This is a genomic window from Kluyvera intermedia (genome assembly GCF_034424175.1).
Taxonomy (GTDB): Bacteria; Pseudomonadota; Gammaproteobacteria; order Enterobacterales; family Enterobacteriaceae; genus Kluyvera; species Kluyvera intermedia.
Genome location: NZ_CP139986.1, coordinates 2721470 through 2745572, shown reverse-complemented (window position 1 = coordinate 2745572; position 24103 = coordinate 2721470). Strand labels below are relative to the sequence as shown.

The window sequence follows — 24103 nt, the reverse complement described above, 5'->3', positions numbered from 1 at the left end:
CAAATTAGCACCTGAACCCGCGCATCATGCGCGGGTTTTTTCGCTAAGGGTAATATAATGAAAAATAGTAAAATGGCTGCTGGCGGTATGGCTGTTGGGGCTATTCTGGTTGTGAAGCTTGTTGCAAAGACTGCGTTCATTGGTGCAATTTTTGGTGGGGCATTTGGCGGTGCTAGTTATGCAAAAACGGCATATGAAACATCTATCGACCATATGAAAACGGAAGCTGCATATTACAGCCAGAAACATGGCGGTGAGATGTTAAATGCTTATGTGCGAATGGACTCAATGCTTGTTGACGAGGATAGAAAGAGGCTAATTATTAACACGACAGCCCCGGATGTCACCAAGGACTCTTTAGGTAAACTAAAAGTTTCTGAACTTGCGGACGCTGAGAAAGATGGTAAAGAACATATGATTTTTGAGTATAAAAGCGATAAGGATGTGAAAATGCTTTTTGAGCATGATTGGGAAGTTGAATTTAAGCTTAAGACCAGCGACGGCGAATTGTTTGAGGATATATTCATTAACAGATCAGATATCCTGTAAATTTTGAACTGCAATCACCATCATCGTTTTTATGTTTATGTGGGAAGGTCCTCTGGGCTTAAAAGAGGTTAGTGGGCGATCATCTGCGTTTAGGTTAGTGAGTTAAATGGGGAAACGAATTTCCCCATTTAAAATAATCTTTTCAGATGTAGCTGGAATTAAAAAACGGCGTCATTAACAGACGGATTAAAGCGTGCTATCCACTTTATGCTCACCCGTCACAATGGGATTTTTCGGGTCGGCGCTCCACTCATACCAGCCGCCGTCATACACGCTGACGTTCTGCCAGCCCATCGCGCGGGCGTACATAAAGGTCTCTGACGCGCGCCAGCCGGTACCGCAGTAGAAGGATACCTGTTGAGTCGGCAGGATATTCCACGCTTTCCACATAGCCGCGATATCGTCGGCGCTGCGCATGGTGCCGTCCGGGTTGTGGAAGTCTTCCATGTGGGTTGAGTCGCTGCCCGCATGGCCCCAGCGTGCGCCTGCGATTTCACCTTTTGGCTTGATGTAGCTATAGCCGCTGGTGGTGCCGATAAATTCTGGCCAGGAACGAATACTCACCAGTGAGGCATCTTTGCGATGCAACAGTCCGCGAGCCTGTTCCATATCCAGCATCAGCTGCGGTTGAGCGGGGATAGTGACGCCAAAATCAGGCGCGGGCTCGACGTTCTTAGGTAAACCACGTTCGACCGGCAGGTCTGCGTCAGACCAGGTTTTCCAGCCGCCATCGAGGATACGCACGTCTTTGACACCCGCATACAGCATAATCTGCGCCACGCGCGCTGCCGCATATACGTCACGGCCATAAAGCACGACGGTGGTGTCATGGCGAATACCGTGTTTCGCCAGGAGGGCTTTTAGCTGTGCATCGGAGACTTTGTTCCACAGTGGTTCGCTTTCGACCTCGTTAGTGTCGATATAACCAGCATTAGGGATATGGCTGACCAGGTACAGTTTCGGCGCGCCCCAGGCGGCTTCAATCACTTTGACATCACCTGCGGGTTTCGCCGGAACATCTTTACCTTGCTGGAGATCGTGCAGCCACTGCGGGTAAACCAGCTGCTCAAAGTGCGGTAGCTTTTGCAGGCGGTCAGGCTGTTGCAGTGCGTCACTCAGGGTAGAGAGATTGGTATAACCTGCTTCCTTCAGCCGCTTGGCGACTGCGTCGTTATCTTTGCTGTCGCCGTAGAGTGCGATGTCGGTATTTTTCTGTAACTGATGCTGCTGCGCCCACGTGCTCAACTGCTCGTTATTCATTGCAGACAGCCAGCTGGCGGAAAGATTCAGCGCGCCCGGTTCGTGACCTTGCGTACCGTTAATCTGCTGTGGCCAGCCGTTATAAAATGCGCTGACACGCGTATCAATAGCAGTGCCTTTTTGCTGTAACAGATGCGTAAAGGTTAAGGTTTTCGCTGTTTGTGCAGCAGATACAGAAGAGGCTAGACCGAGCGCAAGAGCCAGCGCGGTCAGTTGAGAAACACGTTTCATCAAATCATCCGACGAAGAAAATTGGAGCATTATTCTGCACCTCAAGTAGGGTAATTACCTTGCGGTAACGCATTCTTTCCCGCGTCACCGCCAGTTTTCAAGCTGCAAACAGCGGGCGCCAGACGGAACATCATCGGCATCGTGCGTGACCTGAACGACCGGAATCTGTCTGTGTTGCAATTCATTGAATACCCACTGACGAAAGCTGTTGCGAAGCTGCTGGTCAAGTCGGCTAAACGGTTCATCCAGCAGCAGAGCGTCTGGTTGTGCAAGCAGCGCACGTAACAACGCCACGCGGGCACGCTGACCGCCGGAAAGGGTAGCAGGATCGCGAGCGTAAAAGTCGGTCAGCCCCGCGTGGTCTAACGCCTGTAACACCTGCGTCTGACGTTCATGACGACCCACAGTGACCGGGAGCGCCAGCTTCAGATTCTCGCCAACGCTCAGGTGGTCAAACAGCAGTGCATCCTGAAACAGAATGCCAATGCGCCGCTTTTCCGTAGGCAGCAGGTCGCAGCGACGTTCGTTCAGCCATAGCTCGCCGCTGGCGCGAAACTCACCGCCCAGCGCGCCGATCATCCAGGCAAAAAGGGTGGATTTGCCGCTGCCGGAGGGACCCATTAGCGTGAGGATCTCGCCTGGTTGCACGGTAAAGTTGACGCGGCGGAGTAGCGGGGTGTCGCCCAGCGTTAGCGTCAGGTCCTGGACTTGTAACATCAGCGTAATCCTCGGCGGAGATGACCTATCCAACGCGCGATTAGCGCGGTCAACAAGAAGAAGGTCATCGGCAGAATCAGTTGCCATAGCGCCTGAGCTGCGAGAGTGGCGGTTGCGCCCCCGCTACTTAACGCGACGGCCTCGGTGGTCAGTGTCGGTACACGACCGCCCCCCAGCCATTGGGTGGGCAGGTATTGCGCAATGCTCACCGAAAATCCCACCGCCAGCGCTGACAGCAGCGGACGGATAATGAGCGGGCATTTCAGCCGCAGAAAAATGCGCCCCCGCGTCCAGCCCAGGGTTTGCGCCAGTACGACCTGGCGCGAGTCTATCCGCCGCCAGGCGGGGCGCAGCACAAACAACATCCACGGCACCACCCACAGCAAATGGCCCCACAGTACGGTACTAAAGAGCCCATCAAACCAGCCGTAAAGCGCCAGTTGATACTGCCCGGCAGCCAGTGGGAGCGCGGGCAGTAACAAGGGGAAATCGACCCAACGTTGATGTGTCACAGGCCCCCATTCCAGCCACATTAAACACACGGCAGCACCTAACCCTGCCGACAGCAGCGCCAGCCACAGACTGTGGTTAACGGTATTTGTCGCGGGCAGCGAAACGTGCGCCAGATATGCCAGAAAGGCGGTACATATCAGGCCGCTTAACGGTAGCATCAGGGCAACACATTTCCCCGGAACGGTGGGGAAATCGGGCTTGCGACACCCGTCCGGGTGGGCGGAATGTGCCCGCCATCCGCACCACAGTTTACGTGCAATCCCAGCCAGCGCGGCGAGGATAGCAAGCAGTAACAGACAGGCCAAAGCGCCTTTGGTCTGGTCATCGGGGGAGCCTGAATTGAGCCACTGCCATGCCAGCACGGCGAGCGTGGGGGGATTCCCGGGGCCGATTATTATCGCGACATCAACCACCGATAGCGTCCAGGCCGTCGTCGCCAGCAGGGCGATGCTGAGCGAAGGCATAAGGGCCGGGAGAATCACGTGTTTAAGACATTGCCCTCGTCCAAATCCCAGGCTTTTAAATACCACCGTTTGTTCGGCTAACTGGCGTTCGCCGAGGATTGCCCAGCACACCCACATTAAAAAGCCACTTTCCTTGATAGCCAGCACCAGACCAAGACCGATACCGTAGCTGTCTTGCACGGGGCTTAATATAGGCAGCAGACGATATAACTCGCCACCTTCGGCAAACAGCAGCAGGGCGCAGGTCGCGAATGCTACGTGCGGAAGTGCCAGCAGCCAGGGCAATCGTGACGCTAGCCGCTGCCAGCCGGGTGACGGCCAAAGGGTGGCAATGACCAGCAGTGTCAGCAACAATGCGCCGCTAACGGCAATGATTGTGGAAATCAGGGTGGCAATAAGCGCCTGGGCGAGCTGCGGGTCGCCGAGCAACTGTTGCCAGTGGAATAGCGAAAACGCAGGCGTCAGTAAGATACCTGCGGCGGGCAGCAGGGGCAGATAGATAATCAGCATCATGCCCCAGCACAGGGTGATTAATGCGTACCGTAACGGCGCAGCCATTCCTGCTCCAGTGCATTAACCCAGGCGGCATGGGGCTCCGCCAGTACCGGCGGTGAATTTTCCGGGATAAGCGCTTGTAACGCATTTTGCTGTTCAGGCTCTAATGTGTGTGCATCAAGAACGCTCGGATCGCCCCAGATTGCCGGGTCTGCCTTGCGCAACTGAGCGGTTGGAGAAAGCAGGAAATTCGCGACAACCTGTGCTCCCGCGCTGGCGGCAGCGTTTGCGGGAATGGTGACAAAGTGGACATTGCCAATCATTCCCTGCGCAAAGCCGAAGCTGTAACTGTCTTTCGGCAACTCACCTTTCGCTACTTTTTGCTTGGCGTGCATCGGGTTGAATGTCAGCGACAGGCGCAACGAGCCATGGCTGAACAGGCTGTCCATTCGCGCGGTGGAAGGGGGGAAGTCTTTACCCTGACGCCACAGCAGCGGGTGCAGTATGTCGAGGTAGGCCCACAGCGGCGCGGTGACGGCGGCGAAATTTTGCGCATTCGGTGGTTGTTTTAACGCGTCAGGCTGTGACGTGACGTTTATCAGCAACTGCTCAAGCAGTGCCGTACCGGTGAAATCTGGCGGACGAGGGTAGGTGACCGTGCCGGGGTGGGATTTGGCATAGTCCAGAAGCGCCTGCGGGGATGCCGGTGGTTCAGGCGTTTGCTGCTGGCGGGCGATAAAGGTTAACTGCGCGCTGCCCCACGGTGATTCCGCACCGTCAACCGGTACGGAGAAGTCTTCACGCACGGGTTTGCTGGTATCAACATAGCGCCAGTTTGGCAGTTGCTCCGCCCAGCCGGTTTGCAGCAGGTTGGCCTCTTTTAAGGCTCGGAAGTTCTCGCCGTTAACCCACAACAGATCGACTGAACCCTTCGTTTTGCGCCCGGCGCGCGCTTCGGTCTGAATACGTTTCACCGTATCGGCGGCATCAGCAATATGCACAATGCGCAGATCGATGGCGTAATCTCGCTTCACTTCACCGCTCACCCAATCGAGATAGTGGTTCACTGCTTCATCGCCGCCCCAGGCGTTAAACCATACGGTCTGGCCTTTGGCGTCATTCTGTATTTGCTGCCAGCTACTGGCGCTTGCGGCGAACGGAGACAGTATCGCCAGCCCCAGCAGGGCATGGCGCAGGATCTCTCCATGAAAACGCATCAGGAATTCCTCTTTAGTCGTTCTTGGTAAAAGGCTTTCGCCGCGATGATAACGATAGTCAGTGCGAACAAGATAAACAGTCCGCTAACAAACCAGAAGGTTCCTCCGGTCAGCAGACTGCCGACCCAAGAATACACAAGCGTAGCGGGAAGCTGACCGAGGCCGGTGGCGAGCATAAACTGGCGAAAACGTATTGAGGTTAACCCAGCGGCATAGCTTACCGGATCGAATGGGACAAAGGGCAGTAGCCGACACACTAAGATGGTATGTTTGCCATACCGGTCAAAAAAACCGTCGACGCTGTTAAGCACCGCTTTGCCGGTGAGCTTTTCAACCGCCTCGCGGCCCATCATGCGCGCGATATAAAAGCATAATCCGGCACCGACCATCGCACTGCTCCATGACAGCAGCGCCCCCCAGAAGGCGCCAAACAGTGAGGCATTGGCAAAGGTGATAACAAATGCCGGAAGCGGCGCAGCAATGGCCTGGAAAATCATCAGCAGGAATGAAACAACCGCTGCCAGTGAACCGTAGGAGTAAATAAAGCGTTCAATCTCGCGTGGGTCGAGGGCTAAAAATGCGCTCAGGCTGTGGTCAATAAAGCTGTTGACGGCGGGCACGAACAGCCATGCCAGCAACAGGGCGACGAAAGCGCCGGCAATCAGTCCGCGAATGTACCAGACCGTGCGATTTTGGGGCGTCATTGGTGAGACTCTTGCGGTAATTCCACGCGTTTACGTCGGGCGTACCACTTTGCTGCCTGCACCAGTGCAAACAGTGCCAGCCCGGCGAGACTGAGCTTCAGAACAAAGAAAAGGGTGATTCCGTCAACAGCAAGCGTGCTGGCCATAAACGTATAAATAAAGATACCGGGCAAAGTTGTCAGTGCGGATATCAGGGTATAAGGCCAGAACGGGATGGCGGTTAAGCCGTAAGCATAGTTCTGAATATTATAGGGAAATAGTGGAATTAGCCGGGTTAGGATCAGGAAGTCGACTCCGTTTCTGGCAATGCCGCGCTCAATGGCCTGGAAGGTTGCAGTATGCCCGACATAATTCAGCAAGAGCGTGCGGCCGAGCAGGCGTGCGAGTAGAAACGACAGCGCGGAAGCAAGGGTGACGGCAACCAGCGACAGCAGCGTGCCGACCCACGGGCCAAAGACAATACCGCCGACTAATACCAGTATGCTACCCGGCATCAAACACACCGTGGCGACAATAAACAGAGCGATGTAAAGACCATAGCCGAGCGTGCCGCTTTGCAAAATGAGGTGTTGAAGGTGGCGAAAATGGGTCACCAGATCGAGCAGACCAAAATGGTGAATAAGGAGATAAAGTGCGTAGATAACAGCCACAATGAGCAGGAGCTTAGAGGCTGCGTAATACCGACTTCTTTTGCATGGGGGTCCTCCTGCCGGGAAGAAAAAGTGCGCGCGACGGTATTACAGATTAGCCACTACAGCAAGAGCTTAGCGCCGGTTTATTGATTTTGCTCAGGATTTCCTTCCGATCACCGAAATGCCCCCGGCGGCGCTGCGCTTGGCCGGGCTACTAGTATCGTAGTGTCGTAGCCCGGCCAAGCGCAGCGCCGCCGGGATTGCACACCGATTTTTCAGCCTATTTAAACGTCGCCCATACCGGCGCGTGATCTGACGGCTTTTCCATACTGCGGATTTCGTAATCAATCCCGGTCTCAACACAGTGCGCTGCCAAACCCTGGCTTGCCAGCAGCAGGTCGATACGCAGACCGCGGTTATCGTCAAAACCTTTAGAGCGGTAGTCAAACCACGAGAAACGGTCGTTGGTTTCCGGGTTGGCATTGCGGAAGGTATCCACCAGACCCCAGCCCAAGAGGCGCTGCATCCACTCGCGCTCTTCCGGCAGGAATGAACACTTACCGGTGCGCAGCCAGCGTTTGCGGTTGTCTTCACCGATACCGATGTCTAAATCAGTTGGGCTGATGTTCATATCACCCATGATAAGCACCGGATTGTCTTTATTCAGACGGGTTTCCAGATAATCCTGCAAGTCCTGATAGAACTTGGTTTTTGCAGGGAATTTCGTTTCGTGATCGCGGCTTTCTCCCTGCGGGAAGTAACCATTAATCACCGTGACGTTACCAAACTCGGACGGCACTTCGGCAATGATAATGCGGCGCTGGGCGTCTTCGGCATCGGTCGGGAAACCGCGATGCACCGCAATCGGCTCGGCCTTGGTCAGGATGGCGACACCGTAGTGGCCTTTCTGCCCGTGGTAGAAAATGTGGTAACCGAGCTTTGCGACCTCTTCAAGCGGAAACATATCGTCGTGCACCTTTGTCTCCTGCAGACCAATCACATCAGGCTGATGTTTTTCAACGATGGCTTGCAGTTGATGAGGGCGGGCACGCAGGCCGTTGATATTAAAGGAGACAAATTTCATAGTCGTTGCCACTTTGCAGGATGAATTGTGACGGGATAGTAGCAGAATTTAACCCTGCCCGCTGCTCTGAGACGGCGGTATTGCCAATTTCTTTTATCGCTGCTGCCGTATTGCCGAGCAAGAATTGCACCAGGTTTGGGCAATCTGCGCCGTCATGAGGCGTAAATGTACGATAAATTTCGCAGTCGATCACAAATCCAGAATGATATTTTGTTGCTGCATAAATTTTCTAAATTTTACTCTGCAAGGTCGTGAAATGTCATTGATATTCACTTTGTATGCAATTTGTATGAATAACTGGTGTTCATAACTCATTGATATTCCGTTCTCACTCCCCGTTTATGCATTTTCTTCTCTCGCTGGCACGAACTGTGCAATCTACATTAATAGGGAAAACACCAAAATCATTAACATAAAATAAACTATTCGTTTACTTATCGAGGTCGCTATGTCTCAGTCAATCAGCCGTCAAAACTTTGATCAATGGATGATGCCGGTTTATGCACCGGCAACGTTTATTCCTGTACGCGGTGAGGGGGCGTGGTTGTGGGACCAGGAAGGGAAAGGGTATATCGACTTTGCCGGTGGTATTGCGGTAAATGCACTGGGACACGCGCACCCTGCGATGATCCGTGCGCTCACCGAGCAGGCGAGCCAGTTCTGGCATACCGGTAACGGCTATACCAACGAACCGGCGCTGCGACTGGCGAAGCAGTTAATTGACGCCACCTTTGCTGACCGCATTTTTTTCTGTAACTCCGGGGCGGAGGCAAATGAAGCGGCACTGAAAACTGCGCGTAAATATGCGCATGACCATTTTGGTGAACATAAAACCGGTATTGTCGCTTTTAAAAACGCGTTTCATGGGCGCACGCTGTTTACCGTCACCGCCGGTGGGCAACCGGCTTATTCTCAGGATTTTGCGCCGCTGCCGCCGGATATTCACCATGGCATTTATAACGATATCGAATCGGCCCGCGTGCTGATTGATGACGACACCTGCGCCGTGATTGTTGAACCTATCCAGGGGGAAGGCGGGGTGATCCCGGCGACCGTGGAATTTCTGCGAGAGCTGCGTGAACTCTGCGATCGTCATCATGCGGCGTTGATTTTTGATGAAGTGCAAACCGGCGTAGGGCGTACCGGTGAACTGTACGCCTATCAGCACTATGGCATCACCCCAGATTTGCTCTCTACCGCAAAAGCACTCGGCGGTGGCTTCCCGATTGGCGCGCTGCTGGCCTGTGAAAAAATGGCCAGCGTCATGACCGTTGGCACTCACGGCACGACCTACGGTGGGAATCCACTGGCCTGCGCGGTGGCAGGAGAGGTGCTGTCGTTGATTAATACGCCTCAGGTTCTGAACGGTGTGAAGCAGCGTGAGCAATGGTTCAGAGAACGCTTGCAGGCCATTAACGAGAAACTTGGGTTATTCAGCGAGATTCGCGGCGTGGGGTTATTGATTGGCTGCGCGCTGCGTGATGAATATGCCGGGAAAGCCAAACAGATAAGCCTGCTGGCGGCACAAGAAGGTCTGATGGTGCTAATAGCCGGAGCGAGTGTTGTGCGCTTTGCCCCCGCGCTGATTATCAACGAAGAGGATGTCACGCTGGGCCTCAACCGCTTCGAGGCCGCCTGCACACGCTTTATCAAAGGAGAGTCATCATGATGATTATCCGTCCAATCGCCAGTGGAGATCTCCCTGGTTTGCTTACGCTTGCCGGGGGAACGGGCGGCGGGTTGACCTCACTACCTGCTGACGAACAAACCCTGGCGGCACGAATTGCCCGTTCACAAGCCACCTGGCAGGGGGCGCTGCCGCGCGGCGATCAAGGCTATGTCTTTGTGCTGGAAGATACCCACAGTGGCGCGGTTGTCGGCGTTTGCGCCATTGAGGTGGCGGTGGGCATCAATGACCCCTGGTATAACTATCGCGTCGGGACATTGGTCCACGCCTCAAAAGAACTTAACGTCTATAACGCGCTGCCGACACTGTTTCTCACCAACGATCACACCGGCAGCAGTGAACTCTGTACGCTATTTCTGGACCCGGCTTGGCGTAAAGAAAGTAACGGTCATCTGCTGTCATGCTCGCGCTTTCTGTTTATGGCGGCCTTCCGGGATTGCTTCAACCACAAAGTGGTCGCCGAGATGCGCGGCGTGATTGATGAGCACGGTTATTCGCCGTTCTGGAAGAGCCTGGGAGAACGTTTCTTCTCAATGGAGTTCGCCCGCGCCGACTATTTGTGTGGCACCGGGCAAAAAGCGTTTATTGCCGAACTGATGCCAAAGCATCCTATCTACACTGATTTTTTAAGCGAAGAGGCGCGTGAGGTGATAGGCCAGGTGCACCCGCAAACGGCACCGGCGCGCGCGGTCCTGGAAAAAGAGGGATTTCGCTATCGCGATTATGTCGACATCTTCGATGGAGGCCCAACGCTTGAGTGCGAAATTGACCGGGTCCGCGCCGTGCGTAAAAGCCGCCTGGTTGCGGTGTCTGAAGGGGAAACTCGCGGTTCAGATTTACCGCTGTGCGTGGTCGCAAACGAACAATACCAACACTTCCGCGCCATGCTGGTTCATGCTGACCCGCAGACGGAAAACCTTATCTTGAACGCTGAGCAACTTGATGCGCTGAACTGCCATCCTGGCGACAGCGTGCGCCTGGTGCGCCTGTGCCCTGAGGAGAAAAAATCATGAGCCTATGGATTAATGGAGAGTGGCAGGTTGGCGGCGGTGCAGCGCGCCAGAGCGCAAATCCGGTGACCGGCGAAGCCTGCTGGGCGGGTCATGATGCTTCATCTTTGCAGGTGGAGTTGGCTGTGGCGGCAGCACGTGCAGCTTTCCCTGCGTGGGCGCGTCGCCCCTTTGCTGAGCGTCGGCATATTGTTGAAGCGTTCGCCGGATTTCTTGAAAGCCATAAAGCCGAATTAACGGAGGTTATCGCGCGCGAAACCGGTAAACCACAATGGGAGGCGGCAACGGAAGTCGGCGCGATGATCAACAAAATCGCCATTTCACTGGCCTCCTACCGCAGCCGTACCGGTGAAAGCCATACCGAGATGGCTGATGGGGCGGCGACGCTTCATCATCGTCCACACGGCGTGCTCGCCGTCTTTGGTCCCTATAATTTCCCGGGACATCTCCCGAACGGCCATATTGTTCCAGCGCTTCTGGCAGGCAATACGGTGGTGTTTAAACCCAGCGAATTAACCCCCAACTGTGCCGAGGCGGTGGTGAAACTGTGGCAGCAAGCCGGACTGCCGCCGGGGGTTCTGAATTTGCTACAGGGTGGCCGGGAAACCGGAGAAGCGCTGAGCAGTCAATCGGGTCTGGACGGGGTGTTGTTTACCGGGAGTTCAACCACCGGTTTTCATTTGCATCGTCAGTTAGCCGGTCAGCCGCAAAAAATGCTGGCCCTTGAAATGGGCGGGAACAACCCTCTTATTGTTGACGAACCGGACGATATTGACGCTGCCGTGCATCTGACCATTCAGTCGGCGTTTGTCACCGCCGGACAACGTTGTACCTGCGCACGTCGCCTGTTGGTCAAACGCGGTTCCGTCGGGGATGCGTTCTTACAACGATTAGTGGAAGTGACCGGGCGCATTGTTCCAGATGCGTGGAATGCGCAGCCGCAGCCGTTTATTGGCGGCCTGATTTCCGCGCAGGCCGCCGAGCGGGTCTATCAGGCCTGGCAAATGCAGGTGGAAAAGGGCGGCACCACGCTATTGGCTCCACGTCTGCTTAAAGCAGGGACTTCGTTACTGACGCCTGGAATTGTCGAACTGACCGAGGCGCATGATATCGCCGATGAAGAGGTTTTCGGGCCGCTGTTGGGCGTCTGGCGCTATGATGATTTTACCCAGGCGATTGAGCTTGCTAACGCTACGCGTTACGGCCTCTCTTGTGGGCTGATTTCTCCAGACCGCGAAAAATTTGAACGTCTGTTAGTGGAAGCGCGTGCAGGGATCGTTAACTGGAACAAACCGCTCACCGGTGCTGCAAGCAGTGCGCCATTTGGTGGAACCGGCGCTTCCGGTAATCACCGTCCTGGCGCGTGGTACGCAGCAGATTACTGCGCCTGGCCGATGGCAAGCCTGGAATCACCGACGCTCACGCTACCCGCAGCGCTAAGTCCTGGGCTTGATTTTCAGCATGAGGTGAAATCATGAACGCCTGGGAGGTGAACTTTGATGGTTTACCCGGGCTGACGCATCATTACGCGGGGTTATCATTTGGTAATGAAGCCTCGACGAAACATCAGTATCAGGTATCGAATCCGCAGCTGGCGGCGAAGCAGGGGCTGTTGAAAATGAAGGCGCTGGCGGATGCTGGATTCGCTCAGGGCGTGATCCCACCGCAGGAGCGCCCGAATGTGGCGTTGTTGCGCCAACTGGGATTTAGCGGGCGCGATGAACAGGTTATCGCCAAAGCCGCCGTACAGACCCCTGAATTGCTCAGTGCCGCAAGCTCGGCGTCGGCGATGTGGGTGGCGAATGCGGCAACGGTATGTCCTTCTGCCGATGCGCTGGATGGTAAGGTACACCTGACCGTGGCGAATCTTAGCAGTCTGCTGCATCGGGCCAGTGAAGCGCCAACCACCGAGGCGATATTGCGGGCTATTTTCCACGATACCGATCACTTTGCCGTCCACGGCCCACTGCCGTCGGTTGCGGCGTGGGGAGATGAAGGTGCGGCAAACCACAATCGGTTAGGACGCGATTATGGCCTGCCGGGTACGCAACTGTTCATTTATGGTCGGGACACGGCGAACGGTACGAGTCCACATCGCTATCCGGCGCGGCAGACTCGTGCCGCCAGTGAAGCGGTAGCACGGCTCAACCAGCTCAATCCGAAGCAGATGATTTTTGCCCAACAGAATCCGCAGGTTATCGATCAAGGCGTATTCCATAATGATGTGATTGCCGTCAGTAATCGGCAGGTGCTCTTTTGCCATGCCGAGGCGTTTGTTCATCAAACGCAACTGATGCAGCAGCTGGCCGAACGGGTGCCGGAATTTATGCCCATTGAAGTGCCTGCGGCAAAAGTGACGGTCGCTGAAGCGGTTGCCACCTATCTGTTTAACAGCCAGCTATTGAGCAAGCCGGATGGCAGCATGATGCTGGTATTACCCGGCGAAGCACGGGAAAACCCGCGCGTCTGGCGCTATCTCAACGAGCTGGTGGCGCAGGATAATCCCATTGATACGCTTCAGGTTTTCGATCTGCGTGAGAGCATGGCGAACGGCGGTGGCCCGGCCTGTTTACGTTTACGGGTGGTGTTAAATGAAGCCGAACGTCAGGCGCTTAATCCGGCGGTAATGATGAATGATACGTTGTTTGCTACCCTGAATGATTGGGTCGATTGTTACTATCGCGACCGGTTGACCGTAGCCGACCTTGCCGATCCGCAGCTGTTGCAGGAAGGTCGAGAGGCGTTGGACAGACTCACGCAGATCCTGAAACTGGGCTCACTTTACACTTTTCAGCGCTAAGGAGATGCAATGAAACAGTTCCTGGCGTACACGCTGGCGGGGCGATTGCCGCCTGAGCCTGAAGGGGATTGCGACCATTTTCATTGGGAGTGGCGCGAGGCGGGCGTATTACAACTGACGCCGCATGAACCGTGTTCTCAGGCGATGGTGCTGTCGGCCGGGATCCACGGCAACGAAACGGCACCGGTGGAGATGGTTGATACTGTTTTAGCCGCGCTACTTAGCGGCAAACAATCACTGCGCTGGCATCTGCTGGTGGTATTGGGTAACCCACCGGCACTGCGTGATAACAAGCGCTATCTGCACAGCGATCTCAACCGTATGTTTGGCGCCCGCTGGCGTCATTTTCCGGTAAGTGATGAAACGGTGCGAGCGGCCAGCCTCGAACAAACCGTGGCGGCTTTTTATCAACGCTGCCCGGCACAGGTTCGCTGGCATCTGGATTTGCATACCGCGATTCGTGGCTCGCATCATATGCGTTTTGGGGTCATGCCCGCGCGTGAAACGCCGTGGGATCCGCAGTTTCTGGGCTGGCTAGGTTCGGCGGGACTTGAGGCATTGGTATTTCATCAGGCGCCTGGCGGGACGTTTACCCATTTCACCTGTGAATCTTTTGATGCTCAGGCCTGCACGCTGGAATTAGGCAAAGCCAGACCGTTTGGGCAAAACGATCTCTCACGGTTCGCGCTGGTGGCGCGTCAACTGGCAAATTTGCTGGCGGGAGAACTCGGGGGAGGGTCGGCGATGACACCGCTTTACTACCGTGTCGTGCAGCAAATCACCCGACGCAGCGAGGATTTCCAACTGCATATGTCGGCGCAAACGTTAAATTTCACGCCGTTTGCTAAAGGCACATTGCTTGCTGAGGATGGGGAAACGCGCTACGTGGTGACATCACCTTGTGAATACGTACTGTTCCCCAACCCCGATGTGGCAATTGGATTACGCGCCGGGTTAATGCTGGAGCGTTGCTGATAGCGGATTAATTCACGATGCCACCGGCGCAAGCAGGTGGCATATATTGTTCACCTGACGTTATTACAGATTATTCCTGGGTTATTGCTTTATTATTAATCTTCGGTGCTTTATACTTCTTCAAAATCCCTTCTTAATCAGTCAATTGTCTATTTCTCTTGCAACTCTCCACAGTTTATCCTTAATTTCTTCATAATTGGTTAGAAAACGTTTTTTACACTTTCATTGTTTTACGCAGGCTCTGATTAATTGACGATAAACCTCGTAAAGTTAATCTCGTCAACACGGCACTACGCCGTCAGAATAATTGAAAGTAAGGACTCAATAATGAAAAAATTAACTGCTCTGTTCGTTGCTTCTACGCTGGCTCTGGGTGCTGCAAGTGTGGCGCACGCTGCTGATACCACGACCTCTACCACCACCGAAGCGGCGCAGCCGAACGGTAAAATGATGCAGCATCACAAAGGTCATATGGGCCCACGCCACGACATGATGTTCCAGGGTTTAAACCTGACCGATGCTCAGAAACAACAGATTCGTGACATTCGTAAAGCGAGTCGCGATGAGATGAAACGTCCGCCGCAAGAAGAGATGCGTGCGATGCATAACCTGATTGCTAGCGATACCTTCGACAAAGCGAAAGCAGAAGCTCAGGTAACTAAAATGGAAGAGCAGCATAAAGGGATGACGCTGTCTCGTCTGGAAACCCAGAACAAGATCTACAACATCTTAACGCCGGAACAGAAAAAGCAATTTAATGCCAATTTTGAGAAGCGTCTGACAGAACACCACGCGCCAGAAGGTAAAATGCCATCTGCGCCTGCCGAATAAGTTTAACGGCACACAGTCTTAAGACCGCCGGGTCTGCTCATAAACGCCAACAGGCTATGGGCAGACCCGGCGGTTTTCTTCTTTATTTCTTCCAGAAATCATCAAATACGGTAATCGGTGGGCGGCGTTTGTGCTCGGTCTTCAGATACCAGCCTTCAATCGTCTGCGCCAGTGCCGGTGCCAGCGTTTTGCCTTCAAGGTAATCATCAATATTGTCGTAACTCACACCCAATGCCACTTCGTCAGGCAAAGAAGGGCGGTCGTCTTCGAGATCTGCGGTTGGCGCTTTCTTATAAAGATGCTCCGGGCAGCCGAGTTCGGCCAGTAGTTGCTTACCCTGGCGCTTATTGAGACGGAAAATCGGGTTGATGTCGGTGCCACCGTCGCCATATTTGGTGAAGAAACCGGTAATCGCCTCCGCTGCATGGTCGGTGCCGACCACCACGCCGTGAGTCATCCCAGCAATGCTGTACTGTGCTTTCATGCGCTCACGGGCTTTTTCATTGCCGCGAACAAAGTCACTGAGTTCAATACCCGCTTCGCGCAGCGCCTGCTCGCTGGCCAGTACTGCGCCCTTAATATTCACTGTCAGCACACGGTCTGGCTCGATAAAAGCAATCGCATCCTGACAGTCTTGTTCGTCGAACTGCACGCCGTAGGGCAGGCGAACGGCAATAAATTGCAGCGCGCTATCACCGCTTTCAGTACGCAGTTCATTGACTGCCTGTTGGCACAGCTTTCCGGTCAGGGTCGAGTCCTGACCTCCACTGATCCCCAGTACTAATGACTTGATAAACGGGTAGGTTTTTAGATAAGCCTTGAGAAAATCTACGCTGCGGCGGATCTCTTCTTTTGCATCAATCTGCGGTTTTGCGCCAAGCGCCTGAATAATTTCTTGTTGTAACGCCATTTACCCCTCCGGAATGTGTGTGTCAGCCGTACCGATTACCCACCAGAACAATGTGTTAAAGCTACCTCTTTGACGCTAAAACGACAAGGATCACAGTTTTGCCTGATGTAAATTAATCCGAATCTAGCCTATGTTTGGGTTCATTTGGCCGTATTAGTTGATAAATAGCGATATTTATTCCAGGCTTAATGCACATCATAAAAAAGGAGAGGGAAGATGAATAAGAATGTAATCGGGCTTCTGGGCGCTGCCGCTGTATTCACCATGCTGGCTGGCTGTACCGCTTATGATCGCACAGCAGACCAGTTCACCCAACCGGTTGTTAAAGATGTGAAGAAAGGGATGAGCCGTGCGCAGGTCGCCCAGGTTGCGGGTAAACCATCATCAGAAGTATCAATGATTCACGCTCGAGGCACTTGCCAGACCTATATCTTGGGTCAACGTGATGGTAAAACAGAAACCTACTTTGTGGCGTTAGATGATACCGGGCATGTGATCAACTCCGGTTACCAAACCTGTGCGCAGTACGACACTGACCCGCAGGCCGCTAAGAAATAATCGTGTATTTATCGGATGTCTACGAAAACCCGACCACTGTGTCGGGTTTTTTTATGAGCCATCATGCTTATTTCTTGTCGCGAATTATTTTGACCAAAGTGTGAGGGCAATCAAGATGGGAGGTCAATGAGAGACAATTTTGGGGCATTGAGAATTATCCGTACCCAAAATGTTGCCGTATACTCAAGGCATAAACAGAAGATAACTCATCTGTTACATACGAGGGTAGTGGGCACATGGAACATCGCCCGATGATGGCAGATTTCACAAGTTGAGGAAGCGTGAATGGAAAAGAAACATATCTACCTATTTTGTTCAGCAGGGATGTCCACGTCATTGTTAGTATCCAAAATGCGTGCGCAAGCTGAAAAATACGAAGTACCGGTTGTTATCGAAGCATTCTCAGAAACGTTTGCAGCAGAAAAAGGCCCACAGGCTGACGTGGTTTTACTTGGCCCACAAATCGCCTATATGCTCGACGATATCAAAAAGATTTTACCGAATAAGCCGGTTGAAGTTATTGACTCAACCTTATATGGCAAAGTAGATGGTTTAGGTGTATTAAAAGCAGCCGTTGCTGCTATTAAGAAGTCAGCTTCGCAGTAATTTTATTTATTTTTCCCGTCAAAGAGTTATTTCATATTTAATCGCCGCAAATTTATTGCGGCCTTTTAAGGGTATTTTATATGAGTAAAGTGATCGATTCGCTTGAAAAGGTACTCCTTCCTTTTGCTGTTAAAATAGGAAAGCAGCCTCACGTTAATGCGATTAAAAACGGTTTTATTAAATTAATGCCACTGACCCTTGCGGGGGCCATGTTTGTATTAATCAACAACGTTTTTCTGAGTTTTGGTGAGGGTTCCTTCTTCTATTCAATGGGCATTCGTCTGGATGCATCCACCATTGATACTTTAAACGGCTTTAAAGCCATCGGCGGTAACGTTTATAACGGTACCTTAGGCATTATGTCGCTGATGGCGCCTTTCTTTATTGGCGCAGCGCTTGCGGAAGAACGCAAAGTTGACTCCATGGCCGCAGGCTTAATTGCTATCGCAGCGTTTATGACCGTTACCCCATACAGCGTCGGTGAAGCCTACGCGGTAGGCGCTAACTGGCTGGGCGGGGCGAACATTATCTCCGGTATTGTTATTGGTCTGGTTGTCGCCGAACTGTTTACCTTTGTGGTTCGTCGTAACTGGGTTATTCGTCTGCCGGACAGCGTACCTGAATCGGTATCACGTTCCTTCTCGGCGGTTATCCCAGGCTTCATCATTCTGACCATTATGGGTGTTATCTCCTGGGCTCTGACCCATTGGGGAACTAACTTCCACCAGATCATCATGGATACCATCTCTACGCCGCTGGCATCGATGGGCCACGTTGTAGGCTGGGCTTACGTTATCTTTACTTCGCTGCTGTGGTTCTTTGGTGTGCACGGTTCTCTGGCGCTTTCCGCGCTTGATAGCGGCATCATGACCCCATGGGCGCTGGAAAACATCTCTCTTTATCAGCAGTACGGTTCCGTTGAAGCCGCAGTGGCAGCAGGTCATAGCTTCCACATGTGGGCAAAACCAATGCTGGATTCCTACATCTTCCTCGGTGGTACCGGTGCGACTCTGGGTCTTATCATCGCCATCTTCATCGCTTCACGCCGCGAAGATCACCGTCAGGTAGCAAAACTGGCTCTGCCATCAGGTCTGTTCCAGATTAACGAACCGATTCTGTTTGGCCTGCCAATTATCATGAACCCAGTCATGTTCATCCCGTTCATTCTGATTCAACCGCTGCTGGCTGCAATCACCATGACCGCGTACACCTTAGGCATCATCCCGCCAATCACCAACGTGGCGCCATGGACAATGCCTACCGGTCTGGGTGCGTTCTTTAACACCAACGGCAGTATCGCTGCACTGATTTTGGCCCTGTTCAACCTGGGTGTTGCGACACTGGTTTACATGCCATTCGTGATTATCTCGAACAAGGCGCAGGCTAAAATCGAAGAAGAAGAGAGCGAAGAAGACATCGCTAACGCACTGAAATTCTAATGCCAATGCGGTATGGAGCCATCCTCCATACCGCCCTCAACAAGAAGGGAATAAATATGTTCGATCTGGATAATGTTGTTGCTGAGGACGTGCAGGAAAACGATCTCGAAGAAGTGGTGATGGGCCTGATTATCAATTCTGGGCAGGCGCGTAGCCTGGCGTACACCGCGTTAAAGCAAGCCAAGCAGGGAGATTTTGAAACTGCCAAAACCACCATGGAACAGTCCCGCGTCGCACTGAGTGAAGCGCATCGCGTCCAGACCCAGCTTATCGAAAGCGATGAAGGCGAAGGACGTATAAAGGTGAGCCTGGTGCTGGTTCATGCGCAAGATCATCTAATGACATCAATGTTGGCCCGTGAACTGGTTGCTGAATTGATCGAACTTCACGAGAAGGTATAATAGGCTTTTCCCTATGAGGCAACCGAAGATGATCAGCATGGAAATCAACACCGCCCGAGAACAACAGCTCTTCAACGGTAAGAATTTTCATGTCTTCATCTACAATAAAACGGAAAGTATCAGTGGGTTACACCAGCATGACTATTACGAGTTCACAATCGTACTGACCGGTCGCTACTATCAGGTGATAAATGGCAAACGGGTGATGCTGGAGCGTGGAGATTTTGTCTTCATCCCGATGGGTTCTCACCACCAGAGCTTCTACGAGTTTGGCGCGACGCGAATTCTCAATGTTGGGATCAGCAAAGATTTCTTCGATACTCACTACCAGTCACTGGTGCCGTTTGCGTTGGTTGCTTCACAAGTCTATTCGATCAAAAGCACTTTTCTTAGCTACATTGAGTCGGTTATTTCGTCACTGCATTTTCGCGAAACTGAATTTGACGAATTTATTGAACTGGTCTCCTTCTACGTCATTAACCGCCTGCGTCATCATCGCGAAGAGCAGTCACAGGATGTTATGCCACAGTGGTTAAAATCCACCGTAGAAGCCATGCACGATAAATTAAAATTTGGTGAAGGCGCGTTGGAAAATATGGTCGAGTTATCCGGGAAAACCCAGGAATATTTAACTCGTGCTACCCAGCGCTATTATGGTAAAACGCCGATGCAGATTATTAATGACATCCGCATCAATTTTGCCAAAAAACAGCTTGAAATAACCAACTATTCAGTTACTGATATTGCGTATGAATCAGGTTACAGCAGCCCGAGTTTGTTTATTAAAACATTCAAAAAACTGACCTCATTCACGCCAAGTAATTATCGGAAGCAGCTGACGGTTATTAAATAACGCGCTACGAATCAAGTTCGTAGTTCTGACACGAATTATTTAGCTCGCCGCATATTCTGCGGAGGGTCAACCACGTTTAGCTTGTGGATCTCCAGGGAGAAAAGATATGAGCCAGAAATTAAAAGTCGTTACTATTGGTGGTGGTAGCAGCTATACGCCGGAATTACTGGAAGGTTTTCTCAAACGTTATCACGAATTGCCGGTCAGCGAATTGTGGCTGGTGGACGTAGAGGATGGCCAGGCCAAGCTGGATATTATCCACGCATTATGCGAGCGCATGGTAGAAAAAGCCGGCGTACCGCTGAAAGTTTATAAAACACTGAATCGCCGTGAAGCCCTAGAAGGTGCAGATTTCGTGACCACGCAGCTGCGTGTAGGCCAGCTGCAGGCGCGTGAAAAAGACGAGCGTATTCCGCTGAGCCACGGTTATCTGGGGCAGGAAACCAACGGTGCTGGCGGCTTGTTTAAAGGTCTGCGTACTATTCCGGTGATTTTCGACATTATTAAAGATGTGCAGGAAATCTGCCCGGATGCGTGGGTGATTAACTTCACCAACCCGGCCGGCATGGTGACCGAAGCGGTTTACCGCCATACCAATTTCAAACGCTTCATCGGCGTGTGTAACATCCCTATCGGGATGAAAATGTTCATTACCGACGTGCTGCGCCTGAGCGAAAAAGATGACCTTTCTATCGACCTGTTTGGTCTGAACCACATGGTCTTTATTCGCGACGTGCTGGTGAATGGTGAATCTCGCTTTGCCGAACTGCTTGATGGCGTGGCCTCTGGTACGCTGTCTGCCAACACCGTGAAGAACATTTTCGATATGCCGTTCAGTGAAGGGCTGATCCGCTCTCTGAACTTGTTGCCGTGCTCTTATCTGCTGTATTACTTCAAGCAAAAAGAGATGCTGGCTATCGAAATGGGCGAGTACTACAAAGGCGGCGCGCGCGCTCAGGTGGTTCAGAAAGTCGAGAAGCAGCTGTTTGAGCTGTACAAGAACCCAGATCTGAACGTTAAGCCAAAAGAGCTGGAGCTGCGCGGCGGGGCGTATTACTCGGATGCGGCCTGTGAAGTCATCAACGCCATCTACAACGATAAGCAGACTGAACACTACGTTAATATTCCGCACCACGGTCATATCGACAATATTCCGGCGGACTGGTCCATTGAAGTGACCTCCATCCTCGGACGTGACGGCGCGAAACCGCACCCACGCGTGACCCATTTCGATGAGAAAGTATTGGGCCTTATCCACACCATCAAAGGATTTGAGATTGCGGCGAGCAATGCAGCGCTGAGCGGTGAGTTTAACGACGTACTCCTGGCACTGAACTTGAGCCCGCTTATCCACTCTGATAAGGATGCAGAGATTCTGGCGCGAGAAATGATTCTGGCTCATGAAAAATGGTTGCCGAATTTCGCTGCCACCGTGGAGACACTGAAAAAGTGACAGGAGGCATGATGGAACGTTTGTTAATCGTGAACGCGGATGATTTTGGCCTGAGTAAAGGCCAGAACTACGGCATTCTCGACGCCTGTAAGAATGGTGTGGTCACCTCCACTACCGCGCTGGTTAACGGCGCGGCTATCAACCACGCGGCGCAAATGAGTCGCCGCACGCCAGAATTGGCCGTGGGGATGCACTTCGTGCTGACGTTGGGCGAACCGCTAACGCCAATGCCGGGGCTGACCCGCGAAGGGAAACTCGGTAAGTGGATTTGGCAGATGGCGGAAGAGGGTACGTTGCCGCTAGACGAGATTGCGCGTGAACTGGAATGTCAGTACAACCGTTTCGTTGAACTGTTTGACGCAGAGCCGACGCATTTTGATAGTCACCATCATGTACACATGATCCCGCAAATCTTCCCGTTAGTAGCGGCATTTGCGAAATCAAAAGGCATTGCGATGCGTATTGATCGCACTATCCCTTATCCGTTTGACATTCCGGAAGGGTTGCGCAGCACAGAGGCGTTCAGCAGTGAGTTTTATGGAGAGGCGATTTCAGATGAGCTGTTCCTGAAGGTTCTGGATGCTTCTGCCGCTCATAATGAACAGTCTGTGGAAGTGATGTGCCACCCGGCGTTTGTGGATAACACGATTATGGGTAGCGCATATTGCTACCCGCGCCTGGCGGAACTGGATGTTCTGACCTCGGCAACGCTTAAATATGCGATAGCGGAACGAGGTTATCGTCTCGGGACTTACCGCGACGTGTAGTGTTAGAGATTTACCCCCCTCAACTTTTGCCCGGCAGCTTTCTGCCGGGCTTTTTTGTATATGACGGTGATACGGGAATCCTGCTATCATAGGGTTTTCCTGAGTCATCATTATTGATTGTGAATTTCACCGCTTATGAAACCGTTTCGCCAACAAAACCGACAGATTGTCAGCTATGTTCCGCGTCTTGAACCCGCTCCACCCGACCACGCCGTTAAAGTCGAAGGCTTTCGCGATGTCTGGATATTGCGTGGTAAGTACGTGGCGTTTGTGCTGATGGGCAGCGCGTTTCAACGTTCGCAGGCGTTCTCTATTCCGGAAGCAGCACAGCGCTGGGCGCTACAGATGCGGCAGGAAGGGGAAATTGACGCATAAGATGTTGAGGAATAAAAAAACCGCTGATTTATCAGCGGTTTTTTTATGGAAGTTGTGGAGATTAGCTTAGCGGTGTGCTAATTCCGCATCATCTTCACTATTGAGAATTTCTTTGTCGGTCTGACGCAGCCACTGGCTTGTCAGCGTACCGGCCGTCATCGAACCGCTGACGTTCAGCGCGGTACGCCCCATATCAATAAGTGGCTCAACGGAAATCAGCAGAGCAACCAGCGTCACCGGCAGACCCATTGCAGGCAGTACAATCAGCGCAGCAAAGGTCGCACCACCACCCACGCCTGCAACACCTGCGGAGCTAACGGTCACCATCCCTACCAGCGTGGCAATCCACAGGGGATCCAGCGGGTTAATTCCCACGGTTGGCGCGACCATGACCGCCAGCATCGCAGGATAAAGACCTGCACAGCCGTTCTGACCAATGGTTGCCCCAAAGGATGCAGAGAAGCTGGCGATAGATTCTGGTACGCCAAGACGACGAGTTTGCGCTTCGACGTTCAGTGGAATAGACGCAGCACTGGAGCGGCTGGTGAACGCAAACGTCAGCACCGGCCAGACTTTACGGAAGTATTTCAGCGGGCTGACGCCATTTACGCCGAGCAGAATGCCGTGTACCACGAACATAATCAGCAGGCCGAGGTAAGACGCGACCACGAAGCTGCCCAACTTAATAATATCCTGCAGGTTCGAACCCGCGACCACTTTGGTCATCAGCGCGAGCACACCGTACGGGGTCAACTGCATGACCAGACGTACCAGCTTCATCACCCAACCCTGCAGCGTATCGATAGCGGTCAGAACACGCTGGCCTTTCGGCGCATCGTCTTTCAGCAGTTTCAGTGCAGCCACACCCAGGAAGGCGGCGAAAATAACCACGCTAATGATTGACGTCGGGTTCGCGCCGGTCAGATCAGCAAACGGGTTTTTCGGTACAAACGACAGCAGCAACTGCGGTACGCTCAGGTCAGCGACCTTGCCTGCGTAGTTACTCTGAATTGCGTTCAGGCGCGCCGTTTCTGCGGTGCCCTGAACCAGACCTTCGGCGGTTAGACCAAACAGGTTTGTCACCAGCACGCCGACCAGTGCGGCAATCAGCGTCGTGAACAGCAGGGTACCAATGGTCAGAATACTGATTTTACCCAACTGGGAAGCATTATGCAGACGGGCAACGGCACTCAGAATAGAGGCGAATACCAGCGGCATAACGATCATTTGCAGCAGTTGCACATAGCCGTTTCCGACCACGTTAAACCATTGAATAGAATCCTTCAGCACCGGGTTATCGGAGCCATAAATCATCTGCAGGGCAAGGCCAAAGACCACGCCGACAACCAGGCCGACCAGCACTTTCTTGGCCAGACTCCACTGTTTGTGGCGAGTCTGGGCCAGCGCAAACAGCAATACGACGAACACGATAATGTTCGCAACTAGTGGAAAGTTCATCCCCGTTCTCCTGAAATTTATCCACGCCGTCCGGCAGCGATAAACCGCGCTGCGGCGAGTCTTTTTTTTGAACAAATCCGTAAAGATTTGTCTGGATGTGAGAAGGTTAACAGA

At 52.8% G+C, this 24103-nt stretch carries 24 protein-coding genes; 15 read left to right on the top strand and 9 right to left on the bottom strand.

From position 1 onward, the window contains the following. The first annotated feature begins 57 nt into the window (after positions 1–57). Positions 58–549: a hypothetical protein gene (locus U0026_RS13290; protein ID WP_062774714.1), complete on the top strand. Its 492-nt coding sequence runs from the start codon at positions 58–60 to the stop codon at positions 547–549. Positions 550–735: 186 nt separating this feature from the next. Here U0026_RS13290 and U0026_RS13285 read toward each other — a convergent pair whose 3' ends face one another. The 7 genes from U0026_RS13285 to xthA form a co-directional block, all read right to left on the bottom strand. Further along, positions 736–2040: a rhodanese-like domain-containing protein gene (locus U0026_RS13285; protein ID WP_062774857.1), complete on the bottom strand. Its 1305-nt coding sequence runs from the start codon at positions 2038–2040 to the stop codon at positions 736–738. Between the two features lie 84 nt (positions 2041–2124). After that, positions 2125–2757, bottom strand: coding sequence for an ATP-binding cassette domain-containing protein (locus tag U0026_RS13280; protein WP_062774712.1), 633 nt, complete (start codon positions 2755–2757; stop codon positions 2125–2127). Next, positions 2757–4292 carry an ABC transporter permease subunit gene (locus U0026_RS13275; protein WP_062774711.1) on the bottom strand — a complete coding sequence of 512 codons (1536 nt, stop codon included), beginning with the start codon at positions 4290–4292 and terminating at the stop codon, positions 2757–2759. Before U0026_RS13275 ends, U0026_RS13280 begins: the two co-directional genes overlap by 1 nt. Next, positions 4265–5425 carry an ABC transporter substrate-binding protein gene (locus U0026_RS13270; RefSeq protein WP_062774855.1) on the bottom strand — a complete coding sequence of 387 codons (1161 nt, stop codon included), beginning with the start codon at positions 5423–5425 and terminating at the stop codon, positions 4265–4267. Before U0026_RS13270 ends, U0026_RS13275 begins: the two co-directional genes overlap by 28 nt. 20 nt (positions 5426–5445) lie before the next feature. Then, on the bottom strand, positions 5446–6150 hold the full coding sequence (locus tag U0026_RS13265; protein WP_062774709.1) for a TVP38/TMEM64 family protein: 705 nt from the start codon (positions 6148–6150) through the stop codon (positions 5446–5448). Continuing rightward, entirely contained in the window at positions 6147–6809 is a 663-nt protein-coding gene (locus tag U0026_RS13260; RefSeq protein ID WP_062774707.1) for a TVP38/TMEM64 family protein, read from the bottom strand. The genes U0026_RS13265 and U0026_RS13260 overlap by 4 nt, the downstream gene beginning before the upstream one ends. Positions 6810–7062: 253 nt before the next feature. After that, a complete protein-coding gene (gene xthA, locus U0026_RS13255; RefSeq protein WP_062774705.1) occupies positions 7063–7866 on the bottom strand; it encodes an exodeoxyribonuclease III in 804 nt (267 codons plus the stop codon). A gap of 448 nt (positions 7867–8314) precedes the next feature. Here xthA and U0026_RS13250 point away from each other — a divergent pair, with 448 nt between their 5' ends. From U0026_RS13250 to spy, 6 genes are all read left to right on the top strand, one after another. Then, positions 8315–9535, top strand: coding sequence for an aspartate aminotransferase family protein (locus U0026_RS13250; protein ID WP_062774703.1), 1221 nt, complete (start codon positions 8315–8317; stop codon positions 9533–9535). Then, positions 9532–10566, top strand: a complete 1035-nt coding sequence (astA, locus tag U0026_RS13245) for an arginine N-succinyltransferase (RefSeq protein WP_062774701.1) — start codon at positions 9532–9534, stop codon at positions 10564–10566. Before U0026_RS13250 ends, astA begins: the two co-directional genes overlap by 4 nt. Next, positions 10563–12041: a succinylglutamate-semialdehyde dehydrogenase gene (gene astD, locus U0026_RS13240; protein ID WP_062774699.1), complete on the top strand. Its 1479-nt coding sequence runs from the start codon at positions 10563–10565 to the stop codon at positions 12039–12041. Before astA ends, astD begins: the two co-directional genes overlap by 4 nt. Further along, the gene (gene astB / locus U0026_RS13235; protein ID WP_062774698.1) at positions 12038–13363 is read left to right on the top strand and encodes an N-succinylarginine dihydrolase; all 1326 of its coding nucleotides are present in this window, start codon (positions 12038–12040) and stop codon (positions 13361–13363) included. Before astD ends, astB begins: the two co-directional genes overlap by 4 nt. A 9-nt stretch (positions 13364–13372) precedes the next feature. Next, positions 13373–14338 (top strand): succinylglutamate desuccinylase, encoded by a 966-nt coding sequence (astE, locus tag U0026_RS13230; protein ID WP_062774696.1) that lies wholly within the window; start codon positions 13373–13375, stop codon positions 14336–14338. Positions 14339–14662: 324 nt separating this feature from the next. Then, entirely contained in the window at positions 14663–15169 is a 507-nt protein-coding gene (spy, locus tag U0026_RS13225; RefSeq protein WP_169802389.1) for an ATP-independent periplasmic protein-refolding chaperone Spy, read from the top strand. 82 nt (positions 15170–15251) lie between these two features. Here spy and nadE read toward each other — a convergent pair whose 3' ends face one another. Beyond that, positions 15252–16079: an ammonia-dependent NAD(+) synthetase gene (nadE, locus tag U0026_RS13220; RefSeq protein ID WP_062774692.1), complete on the bottom strand. Its 828-nt coding sequence runs from the start codon at positions 16077–16079 to the stop codon at positions 15252–15254. A gap of 216 nt (positions 16080–16295) precedes the next feature. Here nadE and osmE point away from each other — a divergent pair, with 216 nt between their 5' ends. The 8 genes from osmE (at position 16296) to cedA (ending at position 22531) form a co-directional block, all read left to right on the top strand. After that, a complete protein-coding gene (gene osmE / locus U0026_RS13215) occupies positions 16296–16637 on the top strand; it encodes an osmotically-inducible lipoprotein OsmE (protein ID WP_062774690.1) in 342 nt (113 codons plus the stop codon). A gap of 285 nt (positions 16638–16922) precedes the next feature. Further along, positions 16923–17243, top strand: a complete 321-nt coding sequence (locus U0026_RS13210; protein ID WP_062774688.1) for a PTS sugar transporter subunit IIB — start codon at positions 16923–16925, stop codon at positions 17241–17243. An 80-nt stretch (positions 17244–17323) separates the two neighbouring features. Continuing rightward, positions 17324–18682: a PTS N,N'-diacetylchitobiose transporter subunit IIC gene (gene chbC / locus U0026_RS13205; RefSeq protein ID WP_062774686.1), complete on the top strand. Its 1359-nt coding sequence runs from the start codon at positions 17324–17326 to the stop codon at positions 18680–18682. 56 nt (positions 18683–18738) lie between these two features. Beyond that, complete coding sequence (gene chbA / locus U0026_RS13200) at positions 18739–19083, top strand: PTS N,N'-diacetylchitobiose transporter subunit IIA (RefSeq protein WP_062774684.1); 345 nt, start codon at positions 18739–18741, stop codon at positions 19081–19083. A 28-nt stretch (positions 19084–19111) separates the two neighbouring features. Continuing rightward, positions 19112–19936, top strand: a complete 825-nt coding sequence (gene chbR, locus U0026_RS13195) for a transcriptional regulator ChbR (protein WP_126440761.1) — start codon at positions 19112–19114, stop codon at positions 19934–19936. A 106-nt stretch (positions 19937–20042) separates the two neighbouring features. Then, positions 20043–21389 carry a 6-phospho-beta-glucosidase gene (locus tag U0026_RS13190; RefSeq protein WP_062774681.1) on the top strand — a complete coding sequence of 449 codons (1347 nt, stop codon included), beginning with the start codon at positions 20043–20045 and terminating at the stop codon, positions 21387–21389. Positions 21390–21400: 11 nt separating this feature from the next. Further along, a complete protein-coding gene (gene chbG / locus U0026_RS13185; protein WP_062774679.1) occupies positions 21401–22156 on the top strand; it encodes a chitin disaccharide deacetylase in 756 nt (251 codons plus the stop codon). Positions 22157–22291: 135 nt separating this feature from the next. Continuing rightward, on the top strand, positions 22292–22531 hold the full coding sequence (cedA, locus tag U0026_RS13180) for a cell division activator CedA (RefSeq protein WP_062774677.1): 240 nt from the start codon (positions 22292–22294) through the stop codon (positions 22529–22531). A 66-nt stretch (positions 22532–22597) separates the two neighbouring features. On the opposite strand, the gene tcyP is transcribed toward cedA, so the two are convergent. After that, positions 22598–23989, bottom strand: coding sequence for a cystine/sulfocysteine:cation symporter (gene tcyP / locus U0026_RS13175; RefSeq protein WP_062774675.1), 1392 nt, complete (start codon positions 23987–23989; stop codon positions 22598–22600). Positions 23990–24103 lie beyond the last annotated feature (114 nt).

What these genes read in the sequence shown, in the direction of transcription:
- U0026_RS13290 (WP_062774714.1), top strand. Translation starts at nt 58, where the DNA reads ATGAAAAATAGTAAAATGGCTGCTGGCGGTATGGCTGTTGGGGCTATT.
- U0026_RS13285 (WP_062774857.1), bottom strand. Translation starts at nt 2,040, where the DNA reads ATGAAACGTGTTTCTCAACTGACCGCGCTGGCTCTTGCGCTCGGTCTA.
- U0026_RS13280 (WP_062774712.1), bottom strand. Translation starts at nt 2,757, where the DNA reads ATGTTACAAGTCCAGGACCTGACGCTAACGCTGGGCGACACCCCGCTA.
- U0026_RS13275 (WP_062774711.1), bottom strand. Translation starts at nt 4,292, where the DNA reads ATGGCTGCGCCGTTACGGTACGCATTAATCACCCTGTGCTGGGGCATG.
- U0026_RS13265 (WP_062774709.1), bottom strand. Translation starts at nt 6,150, where the DNA reads ATGACGCCCCAAAATCGCACGGTCTGGTACATTCGCGGACTGATTGCC.
- xthA (WP_062774705.1), bottom strand. Translation starts at nt 7,866, where the DNA reads ATGAAATTTGTCTCCTTTAATATCAACGGCCTGCGTGCCCGCCCTCAT.
- U0026_RS13250 (WP_062774703.1), top strand. Translation starts at nt 8,315, where the DNA reads ATGTCTCAGTCAATCAGCCGTCAAAACTTTGATCAATGGATGATGCCG.
- astA (WP_062774701.1), top strand. Translation starts at nt 9,532, where the DNA reads ATGATGATTATCCGTCCAATCGCCAGTGGAGATCTCCCTGGTTTGCTT.
- astD (WP_062774699.1), top strand. Translation starts at nt 10,563, where the DNA reads ATGAGCCTATGGATTAATGGAGAGTGGCAGGTTGGCGGCGGTGCAGCG.
- astB (WP_062774698.1), top strand. Translation starts at nt 12,038, where the DNA reads ATGAACGCCTGGGAGGTGAACTTTGATGGTTTACCCGGGCTGACGCAT.
- astE (WP_062774696.1), top strand. Translation starts at nt 13,373, where the DNA reads ATGAAACAGTTCCTGGCGTACACGCTGGCGGGGCGATTGCCGCCTGAG.
- nadE (WP_062774692.1), bottom strand. Translation starts at nt 16,079, where the DNA reads ATGGCGTTACAACAAGAAATTATTCAGGCGCTTGGCGCAAAACCGCAG.
- osmE (WP_062774690.1), top strand. Translation starts at nt 16,296, where the DNA reads ATGAATAAGAATGTAATCGGGCTTCTGGGCGCTGCCGCTGTATTCACC.
- U0026_RS13210 (WP_062774688.1), top strand. Translation starts at nt 16,923, where the DNA reads ATGGAAAAGAAACATATCTACCTATTTTGTTCAGCAGGGATGTCCACG.
- chbC (WP_062774686.1), top strand. Translation starts at nt 17,324, where the DNA reads ATGAGTAAAGTGATCGATTCGCTTGAAAAGGTACTCCTTCCTTTTGCT.
- chbA (WP_062774684.1), top strand. Translation starts at nt 18,739, where the DNA reads ATGTTCGATCTGGATAATGTTGTTGCTGAGGACGTGCAGGAAAACGAT.
- chbR (WP_126440761.1), top strand. Translation starts at nt 19,112, where the DNA reads ATGATCAGCATGGAAATCAACACCGCCCGAGAACAACAGCTCTTCAAC.
- U0026_RS13190 (WP_062774681.1), top strand. Translation starts at nt 20,043, where the DNA reads ATGAGCCAGAAATTAAAAGTCGTTACTATTGGTGGTGGTAGCAGCTAT.
- chbG (WP_062774679.1), top strand. Translation starts at nt 21,401, where the DNA reads ATGGAACGTTTGTTAATCGTGAACGCGGATGATTTTGGCCTGAGTAAA.
- cedA (WP_062774677.1), top strand. Translation starts at nt 22,292, where the DNA reads ATGAAACCGTTTCGCCAACAAAACCGACAGATTGTCAGCTATGTTCCG.
- tcyP (WP_062774675.1), bottom strand. Translation starts at nt 23,989, where the DNA reads ATGAACTTTCCACTAGTTGCGAACATTATCGTGTTCGTCGTATTGCTG.